At 52.2% G+C, this 15,259-nt stretch carries 15 protein-coding genes and 1 pseudogene; 5 read left to right on the forward strand and 11 right to left on the reverse strand.

Annotated features, from left to right (window positions below; translation table 11 throughout):
* Nucleotides 1–268 precede the first annotated feature (268 nt).
* Nucleotides 269–1,345 (forward strand): pentapeptide repeat-containing protein, encoded by a 1,077-nt coding sequence (locus AB8516_RS20975; protein WP_369163146.1) that lies wholly within the window; start codon nucleotides 269–271, stop codon nucleotides 1,343–1,345.
* Between the two features lie 41 nt (nucleotides 1,346–1,386).
* Here AB8516_RS20975 and AB8516_RS20980 read toward each other — a convergent pair whose 3' ends face one another.
* Genes AB8516_RS20980 through AB8516_RS20990 form a run of 3 tightly spaced genes read right to left on the reverse strand, consistent with a single transcriptional unit; the run spans nucleotide 1,387 to nucleotide 3,384 of the window.
* Nucleotides 1,387–1,686 (reverse strand): hypothetical protein, encoded by a 300-nt coding sequence (locus tag AB8516_RS20980; protein WP_369163148.1) that lies wholly within the window; start codon nucleotides 1,684–1,686, stop codon nucleotides 1,387–1,389.
* Nucleotides 1,687–1,703: 17 nt separating this feature from the next.
* Nucleotides 1,704–2,372, reverse strand: coding sequence for an SCO family protein (locus AB8516_RS20985; RefSeq protein ID WP_369163150.1), 669 nt, complete (start codon nucleotides 2,370–2,372; stop codon nucleotides 1,704–1,706).
* A gap of 7 nt (nucleotides 2,373–2,379) precedes the next feature.
* Nucleotides 2,380–3,384 (reverse strand): heme A synthase, encoded by a 1,005-nt coding sequence (locus AB8516_RS20990; protein WP_369163152.1) that lies wholly within the window; start codon nucleotides 3,382–3,384, stop codon nucleotides 2,380–2,382.
* 130 nt (nucleotides 3,385–3,514) lie between these two features.
* Here AB8516_RS20990 and AB8516_RS20995 point away from each other — a divergent pair, with 130 nt between their 5' ends.
* The 3 genes and pseudogenes from AB8516_RS20995 to AB8516_RS21005 all read left to right on the forward strand — a co-directional run.
* The gene (locus tag AB8516_RS20995) at nucleotides 3,515–4,897 is read left to right on the forward strand and encodes a cbb3-type cytochrome c oxidase subunit I (protein ID WP_369163153.1); all 1,383 of its coding nucleotides are present in this window, start codon (nucleotides 3,515–3,517) and stop codon (nucleotides 4,895–4,897) included.
* A gap of 222 nt (nucleotides 4,898–5,119) precedes the next feature.
* Nucleotides 5,120–5,647, forward strand: coding sequence for a gamma-glutamylcyclotransferase family protein (locus tag AB8516_RS21000; RefSeq protein WP_369163154.1), 528 nt, complete (start codon nucleotides 5,120–5,122; stop codon nucleotides 5,645–5,647).
* Between the two features lie 199 nt (nucleotides 5,648–5,846).
* A pseudogene (locus AB8516_RS21005) lies at nucleotides 5,847–6,215 on the forward strand (bacteriohemerythrin); the annotation flags it as partial.
* Here AB8516_RS21005 and AB8516_RS21010 read toward each other — a convergent pair.
* Nucleotides 6,144–6,329: a hypothetical protein gene (locus AB8516_RS21010; protein WP_369163355.1), complete on the reverse strand. Its 186-nt coding sequence runs from the start codon at nucleotides 6,327–6,329 to the stop codon at nucleotides 6,144–6,146. The pseudogene AB8516_RS21005 and the gene AB8516_RS21010 overlap by 72 nt on opposite strands.
* An 84-nt stretch (nucleotides 6,330–6,413) precedes the next feature.
* Between AB8516_RS21010 and AB8516_RS21015 the strand changes: the two genes are divergently transcribed.
* Nucleotides 6,414–8,480: a putative bifunctional diguanylate cyclase/phosphodiesterase gene (locus AB8516_RS21015; protein ID WP_369163344.1), complete on the forward strand. Its 2,067-nt coding sequence runs from the start codon at nucleotides 6,414–6,416 to the stop codon at nucleotides 8,478–8,480.
* Between the two features lie 97 nt (nucleotides 8,481–8,577).
* Here AB8516_RS21015 and AB8516_RS21020 read toward each other — a convergent pair whose 3' ends face one another.
* Genes AB8516_RS21020 through AB8516_RS21050 form a run of 7 tightly spaced genes read right to left on the reverse strand, consistent with a single transcriptional unit; the run spans nucleotide 8,578 to nucleotide 15,033 of the window.
* Nucleotides 8,578–9,249, reverse strand: coding sequence for a TonB family protein (locus AB8516_RS21020; protein WP_369163155.1), 672 nt, complete (start codon nucleotides 9,247–9,249; stop codon nucleotides 8,578–8,580).
* Entirely contained in the window at nucleotides 9,246–9,647 is a 402-nt protein-coding gene (locus tag AB8516_RS21025; protein ID WP_369163157.1) for an ExbD/TolR family protein, read from the reverse strand. The genes AB8516_RS21020 and AB8516_RS21025 overlap by 4 nt, the downstream gene beginning before the upstream one ends.
* Entirely contained in the window at nucleotides 9,637–10,299 is a 663-nt protein-coding gene (locus AB8516_RS21030; protein ID WP_369163158.1) for a MotA/TolQ/ExbB proton channel family protein, read from the reverse strand. The genes AB8516_RS21025 and AB8516_RS21030 overlap by 11 nt, the downstream gene beginning before the upstream one ends.
* Nucleotides 10,296–11,006 (reverse strand): sulfite exporter TauE/SafE family protein, encoded by a 711-nt coding sequence (locus AB8516_RS21035; RefSeq protein WP_369163159.1) that lies wholly within the window; start codon nucleotides 11,004–11,006, stop codon nucleotides 10,296–10,298. The genes AB8516_RS21030 and AB8516_RS21035 overlap by 4 nt, the downstream gene beginning before the upstream one ends.
* The gene (locus AB8516_RS21040) at nucleotides 11,003–12,058 is read right to left on the reverse strand and encodes a 4Fe-4S binding protein (protein ID WP_369163161.1); all 1,056 of its coding nucleotides are present in this window, start codon (nucleotides 12,056–12,058) and stop codon (nucleotides 11,003–11,005) included. Before AB8516_RS21040 ends, AB8516_RS21035 begins: the two co-directional genes overlap by 4 nt.
* Complete coding sequence (locus AB8516_RS21045) at nucleotides 12,055–12,846, reverse strand: hypothetical protein (protein WP_369163162.1); 792 nt, start codon at nucleotides 12,844–12,846, stop codon at nucleotides 12,055–12,057. The genes AB8516_RS21040 and AB8516_RS21045 overlap by 4 nt, the downstream gene beginning before the upstream one ends.
* 12 nt (nucleotides 12,847–12,858) lie before the next feature.
* A complete protein-coding gene (locus tag AB8516_RS21050) occupies nucleotides 12,859–15,033 on the reverse strand; it encodes a TonB-dependent receptor (protein ID WP_369163164.1) in 2,175 nt (724 codons plus the stop codon).
* Nucleotides 15,034–15,259: the final 226 nt, after the last annotated feature.

Raw genomic sequence — 15,259 nt, forward strand, 5'->3', positions numbered from 1 at the left:
AGCTTGGTGGACTGGATTGAAAAACAGGCAATTGTCTCACAAATTACTGGAATACGGCCAATCGGGATAGAGATTATTTGATCTTCAAAACCTTGAGAGTAGCAACCTGTTCGCGCCTGTTATATTCATACTGCATTCTTCATAGAGCTTTATACGTCACACCATTTCACTCTCTATTCCTCCGAAATATTATGGTAGTCATAGGTTGAGTAAGTAACGTTAATGAGTATTCTAGAGTCCTGTTTGGATACAGCGTTAAGGAGGAGTGTTGAAAAAATACGTACCTAACCTGATCGGCCTCATGGCCGTGTCGCTACCTGCCCAGCTGCCAGCCAGCGAACAGGCTGTCCGGCAACTGCTCGATCAGAGAAGCTGTCAACAATGTGATCTCAGGCAAGCTGACCTGCGGATGCAGGATCTGAGCGGTGTCGATCTGCGTGGCGCCCGGCTTGACAACGCGATGTTCTATCAGGCCGATCTCAGTGGTGCCCGCTTGGAAGGCGCAACGCTAAGGGGCGCGAGTTTCGCACGAAGCGATCTCCGAGGGGCTTCAATGCAGAATTTGGACCTGTCGCGTGGCAGATTCAGCCGAGCCGATCTAAGCGGGGCAGATCTGCGTAACGCTAACCTGAAGGAGGCCAACCTGGAAGGGGCGGATCTCTCTGCTGCAAACCTGAGCGGGGCCAGGCTTGAGTCAGCCATATTGGCGGGTAGCAGGCTCGATAATGTGGTGTTGGCAGGTGCCGTTCTCGATAGCGCCAATCTTCGTGGAGTCAATCTGACCAAGACAGCTGATCTGTCTGGTGCCAGTTTTAAACAAACCGATCTGCGAATGGCTAGGCTATCCGGCCTGGATCTGCAAGAAATCGATTTTACCCGGGCAAGACTGCTGAAAGCGGATCTAAGCGGTGCAAATCTGAAGCAGGCCCGATTCATCGATGCGGAGCTGAAGAAGGTGGCATTCATTGATGCGAACCTGCATGGTGCCAATTTCGAAGGGGCGAGAATGCACGGTGCGAAACTCAAGGGCGCGAAACTCGAAGCGGCGACGCTGCGGAGCATGGAGCTCAGTGGGAATCTGATCGGTGTGGATTTCTCCAATGCGCGAATTTCGCGGGTGAGGTTCAACGGCGCCAATTTGAAGGATGCGAAATTTCGTTCGGCACAATTGGAGTTTGCCGATTTTGAGGGTGCAAACCTCTATGGTGCCGATTTCACGGACGCCAGTTTACACCGCTGCAATCTACGCAAAGCGAATCTTCGTAAAACCCGATTCGATGGTGTCGATCTCGAGGGTAATCTGCTCGAAGGCGCAATGGGACTGCATCAATCGCCAGTGAATTGAGCATTGAAACTTCCGCTCTGCCATGCGGGTCAGGCCGGATCTCAGGCCTTGAACAGATCCTCTGCCGCCTGGCGTAGGGCATCTTGTGAAGTTTGAGTATCGTTGCCCTTGATCTCCGCGGTGGGTTCGAAATATCCGCAGAAATTGGCCTTCTCCTTGTCCATAACCCGATCCGCCATTGGCTCTTCACACTGATTGGGTCTGCTTTGTGCGTACCAGCGACAGTTGCGACATACCCGTGTCGGTTTCCCGCACGATCGACAGGTGGTTTCACGGCCATAATCGACTGCCTCCAATTCACTGCCGCATTGCCAGCATTTACCATTGATCGGATCGTTCATGCCATTCTCCCTCAGTGCTATCGTGCAATTGTTGTTAGACTGCTAATGGCAATGAAATCATTCGCCATCTTTTCTGCGTCGTGAGGGGGGCTGAAGTAGGCATGGAAACGACCTTGCGGATCGACAAGAATGATTGAGGCCGAGTGGTCCATGACATATCCCATCGCACTGTCCTCAGTCTCCACCCGCCTATAGAGTATGCCGAGTGGCTTGGTCAATGCTTGCAGCGCTTCCTCCGGTCCGGTTGCGCCGACGAAGGAGGGATCGAAGTAGGTCACGTATTCGGACAGACGTTCAAGCGAGTCCCGTTCGGGGTCTACTGATACAAAAGTCACCTGGTAGGGTTTGGTGGATTTCTGAGCCTGGATTCTGTTATGCATCTCAGCAAACAGAGACATGGTTGTGGGGCAGATATCCGGACAGTAGGTATAACCGAAACTCATGAAAGTCCAGCGCCCAATCAGACTCTGATTGTCAAAGGCTGCGCCATTGTGGGTAGTCAACGAAAAAGGCTTGAGTGGCCTGAACTCAGGCATCAGCAATGCCTGTTCGGTCTTCACCGGCTCAGCTACGGGAGCCGAAGCGCTTTTCAGCGGCGAAAAATACCAGACAACCATCCCGGCAACTACCGATACTGCGATGATCAGTGGTATGAGATTCATACGTGACGTGTCGTTTTCTTTCATCGTGATGTTATTCATGTCTTCTCGAAACCCAGATAAGTGTCACTATCAATAAGAGCAACAGTGCGGCACCTCCATTGTGTGCTACTGCAATGCTTAATGGAAGGTGCCCGATTACATTCGTAATACCAAGGGTAATCTGAATGACCAATAATATCAGAAGGATGAGCCCCAGCTTCCTTAGCAGTGGTGAGGATTCAAGACGTACCAGGCGCCAGACCAGGAATCCCAGGGTGAGAGCTGTGATCAAGGCGCCAATACGATGGGTTATGTGGATGGCAGTCCTTGCATCGTTTTCAAGCACACCGAATTCATAGTTGACACCCAGACCCCGCCACAACACGAAGGCCTCGCTGAAGTCTGTTTCAGGCCACCAGGAATCCGCGTAACAGGTGGGGAATTCGGTGCAAGCCAGGGCGGCGTAATTGCTGCTGGTCCAACCGCCCAAGGAAATCTGTAACACAAGAACCATCAGTGCGAAGTGTATCAACCTGCGTGTCGTTCTGGAGGTGTCGATGGCGTGGGCCGGACCGACCGGGCGTAACTTAAGAACCAGAAGACCCAGCAGAACGAATGTGGCAAAACCACCCAGCAGGTGGGCAGTAACAATCGCCGGTTTCACCAACAGAGTCACAGTCCACATGCCCAGGAGGGCCTGAAAAATGACCAGCAACAACAACAGTGTGGGCAGCAGCAGGGGTTGCATGGCGTAGCACCGATTACGCCAGGCAAGCATTGCCAGCATCAGGATGGCTATTCCCAGGCTGCCCGCCAGATACCGATGCACCATCTCTTTCCACGCCTTGTCCTGATCCAGTGGCCGGTCGGTGTAAGCGCGATTCGCGTCTTCAACCGCTTTTTCGTCGATCGGTACCACCAGCTTGCCGTAACAGCCGGGCCAGTCGGGACAACCCAGCCCGGCATCCGAGAGGCGCACATAGGCTCCCATCAATATCACACAGAAGGCCAGCAGGCAGGTAAATGCGGCAAGGCGATATTGGTAGATAAATGTCATTTCCATCACACCAAGGTACGATATGAGCCATTCCTATGGCAAATCTGTGTGGTTCCCGTGGGGTATGGATATTATGCCTGTCTAGCCGTGAACTGGCAGGCTAAATCGTAGAAAGTTGGGGTGAAAAGTTTTGATAGAAGTTGATGACAATGGGGTGATCGTTGTACCTGTCCCTGAGCGGGCGCACAGGAAGCTGGCTGTGAGATGGTTGCAGTTGGGGGTGTTGGCGCTGGGACTGGCGGGATTGTTTGCCTTGCTGCTGGTGCTCTCGCGCACCCCGGGCAGCGAGGCCTTTTTTCCCTGGGTGGATTTTTTCCGTACCGCCTTGGTGGTGCATGTGGATCAATCAGTACTGATCTGGTTTCTGGCCATGTCCGGGGTGGTTTGGTGTTTGACTGCACAGGCTGGATCCGGATCGATACGGCTGCAGTATCTTGCTTTTGGATTGGCCATGATAGGGGCCCTGGGTATCGCCTTCTCCGCCTTTTTAGGCGATGGGGCACCGCTGATGAACAACTATGTGCCGGTATTGCAAAGACCTCTGTTCTTCCTCGCTCTGGGTTTATTCGGCTTCGGTATCGCATTGCAGGCACTGATCGGTCTGAGTACTTATCGAAGCGTCTTGTGGAGCCATCTCCATCTGCCAAGCCTGGCTGCTTTCACGGTCGCCTTGGCGGTATTGATCTCTCTTGCGGCACTGTTGACGGCTTGGTGGCAGATACCGGCAGAGGTGAATGGGCAGAGTTACTACGAGTATCTTTTCTGGGGGGCGGGGCATAGCCTGCAGTTTGCCTATACTCAATTGATCATCCTTGCCTGGCTATGGCTTGCCCTGCATAGTGGGGTAGCCTTGCCCGGTGATTCTCGCTGGTACTACTGGCTCTTGATTCTCGGTATAGCACCGGTGTTACTGGTACCGTTGATCTACCTGTTCTACCAGACAGTGACCATCGAATCCCGTACAGCCTTCACCCAGTTGATGCAATACGGTGGCGGTCTGGCGGTTACCCCGATTGGCATTCTGATCTTCATCGGTCTGCTGCAGGCGAATAGGGCAGAGCCAAATGAGAGGCCCCTGCGCCGAAGCCTGTGGATGTCGATGCTGCTGTTCTTTTCCGGTGGTGCCATTGCACTGTTCATCTCCGGTGTAAATACCATTATTCCTGCCCACTACCACGGTTCCATCGTGGGTGTCACCATGGGATTGATGGGGCTCGCTTATCTGTTGCTTCCTAAGCTGGGATATCCGCCTGTACAAGGCAGGCTGGCCGAACTGCAGCCTTGGATATATGGCATCGGGCAATTGCTGCATATCACCGGATTGGCCATGTCCGGTGCCATGGGCATCCAGCGCAAGACGGCCGGGGCGGCCCAGGGTCTGGATACACTGTCCGCCAAACTGGCGATGGGTGTGATGGGTATAGGTGGCTTGCTTGCCGTCATCGGCGGGGTTATCTTCGTTTGGGTCATGTTGCGTATCTTTGTTACAGCCAGGCCGTTGCGGGAATATTGAATGAAACGATTTATCTATCCATGCATCAGTTAAGGTACTGCTGCCCCTGATCGGTTACCGTTGCAGCTCCCACCTGCACAGAGGCGGGTATGTTAGCCACTTTCGCCCTGTTGCATGGAAACAATGCCGAAAGCTTTCTGAGGGGACAGGAAGTAAAATACTGGTTGCGTCGTTGACCGGTGTATACACTGTGTTGAATAGGCTCTTCTCTTGAGTGCTCATATGCTTTATTTCTCTTATGGATCAAATATGTCGAGCAGGCGGCTGCTGAGTAGAGTGCCTTCGGCAAGATTTGTTACTTCGGCGTCACTTCCTGGCCATGAGTTGCATTTTCATAAGAAAAGCCTGGATGGGTCCGCCAAATGCGATGCCTATGAAACAAAAAACGACCGGCACGCTGTGAGTGGAGTCATTTTCGAAATCGCCAAGTCAGAGAAGGCAGGGTTGGATAGTAAGGAGGGATTAGGTCAGGGATACGAGGAGAAAACGGTTGAGCTCATTGATCCCGATGGTGAGATGGTAGTCGCCTATACCTATTACGCCACATTCATCGATCGCACGTTAAAGCCATACCAATGGTATAAGCACCATGTGCTCACTGGTGCATTGGAATATGGTTTGCCTGCGCCATATATAGATAGACTACGGCTAATTGATTCAATGGAAGATCCGGATCCACAACGTCATGCACTTGAAATGGCAATCTATGCGAACAGCATGACATCGATCAGCCAAACCCATTATTTATAAGGAGTGATATGAAAGCAGCTACGACTTGGTGCAAGTTGTAAATTATGGATTACAATAGGGAGAAAAAGAGCAGCAGAAATGACGGTTACGGTTAACAGGGATAATGTCAATCAGATGCTTGCGGGTCTGTGACCCTTGTCGGTAGCGCCATCGGTGGCATTCGTTAAAAGCAAATTTCAATCCCAACAAAGGTACTGGCATGAGAGCGGTTGAAACAGAGAATTCAATCGAGTCGTTCGAGATTTTTCCGTGGGACAAAAATTTCGAAACAGGTATCACTCTAATCGATGAACAGCACCAGAAACTGGTGCAAATACTCAATCACCTTGCCGTTCATCTGGCAAACCGTTCAAGCAAAAAAATCCTGAATGAGGTTTTTGATGAGCTGTTTGATTATGCAGACTATCACTTCAAGGCAGAAGAGGATGTGTGGCGGAAACACCTCCTCAACGATGAATCGTTAAATTCCCACGAAAAAACCCACAAGTCCTTTATTTCATATGTCATTGAACTCAGGGGCAGGGAGGGCCGCGAGGACTATGATCAGGTCATGCAGGATACGGTCGGATTTCTGACCCACTGGCTTGCCTACCATATCCTGGATAACGATAAACGCATGGCCAAAGTGATTCTTGCCATTGAAAACGGCAAAACTGTCACCCAGGCCAAGCAGTCGGCTCACGAAGAGATGAGTGGCTCAATGCAGCTGCTCATAGAGACAGTGTTAAAAATGTACGACAGTCTCTCGTCGCGAACCATGGACCTGATGCGTGAGAAAACGCTGCGCAAGCAGGCTGAACAGGCATTGCTTGAAAACGAGGAAAAGTGGCGTTTTGTTTTTGAAAGCAACCATGAAGAGGTCTGGGATTGGGATATTCAGAAGAGCAACGAGACACATCAAAGTGTCGAAAACATACTCGTGCATATTATCGACCGTGAACTTGTTCAGGATTTTAGTTCATCCAGGATTCATCCGGATGATATCGCCCAGGTAAAGCATCATTTGCAGTTGCATCTGGATGACAAAACGCCATTTTTCACTAGCAAACATCGACTGCTGCATACAGATGGTTCGTGGACATGGGTGCTTAGCCGGGGAAAAGTCGTCAGCCGGAATGAACAGGGTTTGGCATTACGCATGGTTGGAACCCATTCCGACATCACCGAGCGTGAGCTGGCGTCAATCATATTCCGCGCAAGCAGTCAGGGGATGATGATTTCTGATAAAGATAACCGGATTATCAGCGTGAATCCGGCATTCACCGAAATAACCGGTTATCCGCCTGCCGAGGTCATTGGCAAAGATCCCAAATTCCTTGCATCTGAGAGGAACAGTAAAGAGCTGTACCGCAAAATGTGGGAGGAAATACATGAAAGCGGTCATTGGCAAGCTGAACTCTGGAACAGAAACAGGGAGGGAAGCGAATTCTTTTCTTACCTGAGTATCAACACTGTATTGGATGATCAAAATCAGATTGATCACTACATAGGGCTTTTGTCGGATATTACCGAGAAGAAAATAAGTGAAGACCTGGTGCTCAGGCATGCAAATTACGATGTCCTGACAAATCTGCCAAATCGGCGCATGTTTTTCACTCTTCTGGATAATGAAATCAAGCGAACAAAGCGCAGGCAGGCCCAATTTGGGCTCTTCTTTATTGATCTTGACCATTTCAAGGAAGTGAATGACACACTCAGTCATGAAATTGGTGATAGGCTTCTGATTGACGCCACACGTCGCATGCAAAACTGTATTAGGGAGTCAGATGCAATCGCACGTATTGGCGGCGATGAGTTCGCCATGATTATCAGTGAACTGGGGTACACTTCAAGGCTGGACGGTATTGCCCAAGAGATCATTGATGAGCTCAGTAAGCCGTTCAAGGTCGATGTCAATCAGATATATATTTCTGCCAGTATCGGCATCACCATTTACCCTGATGATGGAGAAGACGCATCGAGTCTTCTTAAAAATGCAGACCAGGCGATGTATCGTGCCAAGAGGTCCGGCCGCAGCCGTTTCAGTTATTTCACCACAGAAATGCAGGCAGCTTCGGTCAAGCGACAGTTATTGCTGGGAGATTTACGCAATGCACTATCCAGGAATCAATTCGAGCTGGTTTACCAGCCGATAATAGACCTGTCCAACGGATCGGTTTGCAAAGCAGAAGCATTGTTACGCTGGAAACACCCGGAAAGAGGAACGGTATTCCCTGCCGAGTTTATTTCCCTGGCAGAAGAGTCTGGGCTTATTATCGATATAGGCAACTGGGTTTTTGATGAGGCCATACGGCAACTGGTAGAATGGTCAGACAGAACCAGTGAAGGATTCCAGATCAGTATCAACAAATCGCCCTTGCAGTTCCGTAACCGAAATGCGCATCAACAGTGGCTGCAGCAGTTGAAAAAGCTGCAATTGCATGGAAGCAGTGTAGTCGTCGAAATTACTGAAAACCTGCTGATGGAGAATGAAAGCAGTGTGCATGAGCAGTTGCTGGTGTTCCGGGATCATAGTATCGAGGTGGCGCTGGATGACTTCGGAACCGGCTACTCCTCACTCTCTTATCTCAAGGACTTTCATATTGATTTCATCAAGATTGACCAATCATTCGTGCGAAACCTTGAAGAAGATTCGCAGGAAATGATTCTATGTGAAGCCATGATTGCAATGGCTCACAAGCTGGGAATTAAGGTTATAGCCGAGGGTGTTGAAACTGAAAGCCAGATGCGGTTATTAAAGCACTCCGGATGCGATTATGCACAGGGTTATTTTTATTCGAAACCTGTTAGTGCTGGAGAATTTGAACATTATCTCCCTGATGCTGAAGACTGATCTTGTTATGTATGTCAGGAAACTGAACAGAGTTTAGATTCCATCGTCATGTTAATTGATGAACTGTGATTGGCGGTGCATGGCCCCACACTGCCAACTATTTTTCCAGGGTATAAGCCATGGCGTAGTGAATCGGCATCGGGCATTCGATCTGAGAAGGTGGCTGTGGTAACGGTTGAGCGGCATCGATGGCTTTACCTGCCGCTTTTCGCAACAGGCCATGTGGCCCTTTAATGGTCAGTTTTGATACCTTACCGTCACAGGAGAGGTTGAAGCTGACCTCGATCTTTCCCTCCATATTCCTGCGGCGCGCGACTGTTGGGTAGTATTTTTTTGCTTCAATCACGGCCAGTAATTGTGCCAGATACTGTTCCCGCAGGTTGACCCTGGGTTGAACCCGTGGAGGCGGCGGTTGTCTTGCAAGCTGTTTCTCCTCAGGGGGAGTGACGGGTTTCGTTTCAGCGACAACTGGCTTGGGTATGGCTTTGCTCCGGATCTTTTTTTTGATTTTCGGTTTCGGCTTCGGTTTCGGTTTGGGCTTTGGCTTGACGACCTGTTTTTCAACGGTCTTCGGCGGTTGTATGACCTCGGGAATGATTTCCGGGAGTGGTTTTTGAAATGTCAGTTGCACCAGTAGCTGTGGTTTTTCGATCTGCTCGACGGCGGCCTGGGTGACCATTTTGTCCGACCATTCTGTGACAATCATAAGGTGCAGCAGCAGAGAGAACGACAGTGCCAGCAGACGCCAAGCGGTACTTGTTTTGATCATGGCTTCTCTGTGAGAATATCGAGGGATTCGGCACCGGCACTACGTGCAGCATCGATCACCTTCACCCCCGCACCGAAGGCAGCGGCCTGGTCGCCCTTCAATCTTACATAACGCTTGTTGGGGGCGTGCAGGGCACCGCGCAGTGTATCCTCCAGGTTGTCCAGTGTTGCCGCCCGGCCATCCACCAGCAGTTCTCCATTGGGTAACAGGGCAACCTCCACCGTGTCATCATCAACACTTGGTTGGCTGCTTTCCGCCACCGGCAGTTGTATATCGATGGCTTCGTCTTCAATGAAGTGGGCCGTGAGCATGAAAAAGACCAACAGCAGGAACACGATATCAATCAAGGGCGTGAGATTGAGTACCTGGCTGGAGCGTCCTTTGTACTCATACTCCATCGGTGATGTTCTCCCACTGGTGAGTCTGTTGCACCTCCGTGGTGAGTGCGGGTTCGAGACTACGTCTCTCCAGTAGCAGCGCGATACAACGGCTTATTTTCTTCGCCCGGCGTTCGACACTCCCTTCCAGAAAATGCAGCATCAGCAACAGCGGTATGGCAACCGCGAGTCCCACACCGGTAGTGATCATGGCCTCCCAGATCCCACCGGCCAGGGCCTGGGCATCCACTTTGCCCCCCGCCTGCTCGATAACCATGAAGGCCTTGATCATGCCGGTAATGGTGCCCAGCAGACCAAGCAGGGGAGCGGTGTTGCCGAGTATGCCTAGGGTGCGCAGGCCGAACTCCATGCGCTGGATCTCCTCGCCACGCACTCGCTCACCCACGCCTCGAAGGTCTTTCACATCCTCGGATTGTGCCTCTACAACGGCACGGATCACGTTTGCTTCCGGTCCCTTGAGTGCTGCAATCTGCTGTTGGGCCTGTGAGTCATCGAGTAGTTGTCCCAGTCTTGCCATCCAGCTTTTGGGCAGCTGCCGCAGGCGTAGAAACAGAAAATAGCGTTCCAGCACAATGGCCAGTCCTATGGATGAGTAGAGGGCAAGGATCCAGATAACCGGCCCGCCCTTGGCAAGGAGTTCAGTGATGTTCATGGTGTGATCCATCCTAATGCGGTGGCACAACCGATCATGACGAGCAGTCCGATGCTGGTGTTTTCCAGGGCGGTGCGGTGGTGTGCCAGGTGATGTCTGATCTGATGCCCGAAATGGGCCACGCCGAAGGCAAACAAAAGGGTTGGAAAAATGACTGCGCCCATGGCGAAAGCGACACCCAGGGATGCTCCAGAGAGGATACTGGCGCTTGTAGCCGCGGCAAGGATTATCGTTGTCAGCGGCGCGCAGGGGTTGAATGCCATGCCCAGCCCCATCAAGTAGAGGCCCCCAGGCAGACCGCCATGGCTCATGTGACGGTTCTTCTGAGGTGGTATGTTCTCGAATGTTACGGTGCGCGTGCTGGGGCAGGCCGATTTACATCCGTTGTTGCGGCGTCGCCACAGAATGGAGAGCGCCACCAAAATCGTAGCGCCACCCAATAACCAGCGAGCCCAGGGGCCGGCTACCAGATCTTCCACCCAGAGACCGGACCAACCCGCCGCTCCCGCCAGTAAAGTGTATCCACTGATGCGTCCCAGGGAGAATGGGAGCAAGGTGCGCCAGGCGCCTGCAATACCATTGTCGTTGGTGGTGAAGACAGGCCCCAGATAGGGAAGACAGGCGACATTGCATGGGCCGGCACCGAAACTGAGCCCCAGCAACAGTGCGGCACCGAAGCTGAGGCTGACCGGTTCAATGGGTATCATGACGATTCTGCCTTCGCTGACATGGGCCGTTTTTTGTACCAGGCGATGAGATTGTCTATTTCCCATTGGGTTTGCTGTTTCTTACGCTGCTTGAAGTATTGCGGACTGGAACTGAAGATCGGGAACAGGGTGTATTTCAGCTGCAGCACATCCTTGTCAGGACAGAATTCCACGCAGCGGCCACAAAGCGTACAGTCTTCGAAGGTCACATTACGGCTCTCCATGTCGGTATGGATCTCATGTATATCCATGGGGCAGGCCTTGGCGCAAAGGCCGCAGCGATCGCAACGAGGCGTACCATTCTTTATCAGACGCAGCAGACCGATTTTGCGAAAAACCGCATGCAGGGCAAGCATGGGGCAGATGCGGCAGAAGGGCTGGCGCACGGTCAGCGCCAGCGCAATCATCAGACCGAAAATAAAATCCCCCAGCAATGACATCACGATGGTGGTTGTGTTGGCGGTGTCCAGATAGAGTTGCGTGGTTTCACCGGTAGCCAGGGTGGTAAGTATGCGACTGGGACAGATGCGACAGAAGGGATCGCCCAGATCGTGATTCAGCATGCCCATGCCGGTTAGCAGGGGAAATGCGAAGACCAGCAGAAGCAAGATGAACCACTTCACCGGGCGAATTCGGCTGACCAGATCTCGGGAGAGTGACTCGTGACGCTGCAGACCGAGTTTCTGACCAATAATCTGGAGGATCTCCTGGAAGGTGCCCAATGGGCAGATCCAGCCACAGAAGGCCTTGTTCAACACTACGAAAAAGAGCAGGAAAGTGCCCAGGGTAATGAGCGTGGGCATGACGCCCATCAGCAGGTTTCCCCCTTTGGCGATTGCCTCGCCCAGGCGGTGATCCATCTGGTGCTGGATCGGTATCAAGGTACATAGATCGGAGCCTTGAAAATCGTAAGCACAGCTCAGGGCGGGTAGGGCACCGCTGATCTTATCTTCCAGATAGTAACCGGTGATGAGCCCGCCGTAGACAAAAAAGATAAAGGCGCCAAGCTGTACGATTTTGCGTAATACGGAAAGGTTGATCGGATTACTCATAGCTCCTTTCCTCCACTTCTCTTGATACGGCCAAGGAAACCACCGGCGATAAAACCGATGCCGACCACCAATAGACCCAATCGGGTTGATTGCCAATGAGCGGGATTGACACGATAGTCGGCATCGAGTTGAGTGGTGTAGCGCCTATCCCCTTCAAGGTATTCGCTGCTGACGGTGAATTGACCGAGCCTTTTATCCCGTTCTCCTTCGATCATGCCGGGAAAGTCGTCGGGGATCTGAAAAGAGACCCGACCGTGGGAATCGGTAGTCGATGATAGCTGGGTGCCGTTGGCGGTATTCAGTCTGACCTCAAGGTCATTGACCGGTTTACCGTTGAAACGGACCAAATAACCCCAGGTCTGTAATGAGTGATAGCGATAGTGCTCCCGTGGAATCGGATCGGGTACAATCTCAAATTCGGTCTTTTGTTTCGCCACCAGTTGGGAGGGACTCTGTTTGCTGGGGCGTCCGAACCTGTACTCGTAACGAATCACTGCCTCTTTGTGATCACCCCAATCCTTTTCCGCCACGATGGCGTGGTAGTTGTCGATTCCGGTCATCGGTATCGTCACAGCATTGTGATCGAGGGTGAGTTGTTGGGTTGAGAGATCCGGTTTCCAGAGAGTGATGATAGCGCCATCACCATTCTCCAGGACAATTCGCTTTTCGCCGCGGTGATCATGGGCGGGTTGGGGGGGCTTGGTTGCGTCCCCGCCCTCCGCACCGATTGCAACACCGGCGAGAGAGAGCATATAGGCAGGGATAACAACACCTAACAGTTGATGCATGGGATGCTTTCCTTAAAATTTATAGGTGTAACTCAGCATGGCGCTGCGCGGAGAGGCAGCCGAGAAGGTCTTATCGCCGCTGGTGCTCTTCTTGACTTCGAGGGCGTAGAGCTTGTCGAACAGGTTTTCCACGTTCAGTGAGAGAGCGTGAGAACCGGTTTGATAACTCAGCAACAGGTTCGTGACAAAATCATAGCCGCCATACTTTTCCGTATTGGCATTGTCGACGTAGTAGCTGCCCCAGCTGTTGCTGCGTAATACCGCTTTGAAACCGGCCGGGTGACTGTAGCCCATGCCGAGGCCGTATTGTTGCCTGGGTATGAAGGGAAGCTGATTGCCGGAGCGATCGACCGGTGTTTGGGTTCGGCCTGTACGCACCAACTCCTCAAAGTCAGTGAAGCTGTAGTCGCTGTAAGCAAAACTGCCTTCCAGCCAGAAATGGCGGTTGAGATCGTAGCGCCCGCTTAACTCCAATCCCTTCTTCAACGTCTCGCCGGCATTTTGAAACTCTGTGGTCAGATCCTCATTCAATACCGAAACGATCTCGTCACTGACCGTGGTGCGGTAGAGGGCCAGGTCGAAGGACCATGCTTGAGCACGCCCCTTCAAACCGATCTCCACATTGCGTGCGGTGGCGGCATCAAGTTTCGGGTTGCTCTGAATCTCCGACTCCGATGGGACCTGTCCCGACTGGGCGACGACAGTGTAAAGATTCAACAAATTGCTGAGTTCATAGGTCAGGCCCAGCTTGGGTGAGAAGAGGTTGAAGGTCTTATCTGTATTGGTGATCTCCGGGGTATCGAAGAAGGTATAGCTTGCGGCGCCCCAGCTGTATTCGCCATAGGCGGTATTGTCGATATCGAAGTGGTTGCGATCGTAACGAAAGCCGATGTCGAGGGTGGTGCGTCGATTCGGTTGCAGGGTCTCCTGGATAAAGAAACCGTACAATGTATTAGTCGCATCCTCCTCCTCGAGTAATTCGCCGGCTTCATCGGAGTTGGTATGCAGGATGGTTTCAGGCCCCATCGGATTCCAGGGGGGCGGCGGGCTGGTTTCAACATCCGCGTAGGTGAATTTTTTTGCCCCTTCAGTGTTGTCGCGCCGGGCGGTCACGCCTGCAACCAGGGTACTGGGGCCCCAGAGTTGGTGCTTGTAGGCCATCTCGAGGTCTGTGCCGAGCACGAGCGTGCCGGGATTGTCGTTGATTGCGCCGGTGACCGGATGGTAATGGTCCCAGTGATTGGCGTAGATACGCGGTTTCAGGGTCAGGTCGCCCATCTCCTGTTCATAGCGGGAGTTGAAGAACCAGATGGTCGAGTAACGGCCGCTGTGCTGCCAGGGACTGCTGGTGGTATCTTTCTGCTCTCCACTTTCGAGGTAGCTTTCGAATTCGCTCTCATCCATGGACCCCGGGATCTGCAGATCCGCCTCGTGATAGCTCAGCTCAGATTCCAGGGTGGCGCCGCTATCGAGCAGATAACCGTGTTTGAATGCGAGCTGCTTGGACTCGAATTCATTCCATTCCCGCCAGTTGTTATCGCTCTTACGGTAGGAGGCCGTGAGAGAGTAGGCATTGCTGTCATCGAGATCACCAGCAAGACGGCCATGCAGATTGCCTTGACCGAACTCACCGACACCCAGTTTGATGCGGTTGCTGTCGGTATCGAACACCGACTTGGAAATGATCTGAATGGTGCCGCCGGAGGAACCGGCACCGAACAGTGATCCAGGCCCTTTGGTGATCTCGATGCGCTCGATATCCTGGGTATCGATAAAGTCGAAACGGGAGAAGCTGTCCGGGTCGGTCATCGGTACGCCATCGCGGATGACCATGATCTCCCGAACGCCATAATTGGCCTTCTGCCCGGCACCGCGGATGATAAGACGGCTGTCATAGGCAGAATTCTTGGAGTTGATCAGAACGCCGGGGCTGCCCTGGATGGCGTCCTTGATATTGAACATTTTTTCGCTTTCGATGCGCTCGGCATCGATCACGTCGATGGAACCGGCAACATCCTGGGTGCGTCGTTCGACGCGGGAGGCGGTGACACTGATGATGTCATATTCTTCATCGGTATCTGGCTCTGCAACTTCATTCTCATCAGCGGCGGATATGCTGAGATGAAAAAGGGTGAGAGAAATAATGAGGGGGTATTTGAGATTTTTGTTTCGTGGCTGGCGTTTCATACAACTTCATATCCGAATCAATCAGGCATAGGTTCACCTCAATGTGCCTTTTACCTGGGGAAAAATAGTGCGTCCTTGGACAGAGATCCCTGATACAAAGGCAATTAGCGGACCAATCGCTAAACTACAGATTCGTAAGTAATTAATAGATTGTGATAAGTGGAGGTGTGGGGCATATCACGCAATAGTGCGTCATATAGCATGAAGCTGCCTGTCAAGGCTCTCC

Origin of the sequence: Candidatus Thiodiazotropha sp. LNASS1 (genome assembly GCF_964212655.1) — a bacterium.
In the GTDB taxonomy this organism is placed as follows: Bacteria; Pseudomonadota; Gammaproteobacteria; order Chromatiales; family Chromatiaceae; genus Thiodiazotropha.

Coding starts and splice junctions, on each gene's coding strand:
- AB8516_RS20985 (WP_369163150.1), bottom strand. CDS start 2,372: ATGAAAGAAAACGACACGTCACGTATGAATCTCATACCACTGATCATC.
- AB8516_RS21045 (WP_369163162.1), bottom strand. CDS start 12,846: ATGCATCAACTGTTAGGTGTTGTTATCCCTGCCTATATGCTCTCTCTC.
- AB8516_RS21040 (WP_369163161.1), bottom strand. CDS start 12,058: ATGAGTAATCCGATCAACCTTTCCGTATTACGCAAAATCGTACAGCTT.
- AB8516_RS21050 (WP_369163164.1), bottom strand. CDS start 15,033: ATGAAACGCCAGCCACGAAACAAAAATCTCAAATACCCCCTCATTATT.
- AB8516_RS21020 (WP_369163155.1), bottom strand. CDS start 9,249: ATGATCAAAACAAGTACCGCTTGGCGTCTGCTGGCACTGTCGTTCTCT.
- AB8516_RS21035 (WP_369163159.1), bottom strand. CDS start 11,006: ATGATACCCATTGAACCGGTCAGCCTCAGCTTCGGTGCCGCACTGTTG.
- AB8516_RS21030 (WP_369163158.1), bottom strand. CDS start 10,299: ATGAACATCACTGAACTCCTTGCCAAGGGCGGGCCGGTTATCTGGATC.
- AB8516_RS21000 (WP_369163154.1), top strand. CDS start 5,120: ATGCTTTATTTCTCTTATGGATCAAATATGTCGAGCAGGCGGCTGCTG.
- AB8516_RS20980 (WP_369163148.1), bottom strand. CDS start 1,686: ATGAACGATCCGATCAATGGTAAATGCTGGCAATGCGGCAGTGAATTG.
- AB8516_RS21015 (WP_369163344.1), top strand. CDS start 6,414: ATGCGTGAGAAAACGCTGCGCAAGCAGGCTGAACAGGCATTGCTTGAA.
- AB8516_RS21025 (WP_369163157.1), bottom strand. CDS start 9,647: ATGGAGTATGAGTACAAAGGACGCTCCAGCCAGGTACTCAATCTCACG.
- AB8516_RS20990 (WP_369163152.1), bottom strand. CDS start 3,384: ATGACATTTATCTACCAATATCGCCTTGCCGCATTTACCTGCCTGCTG.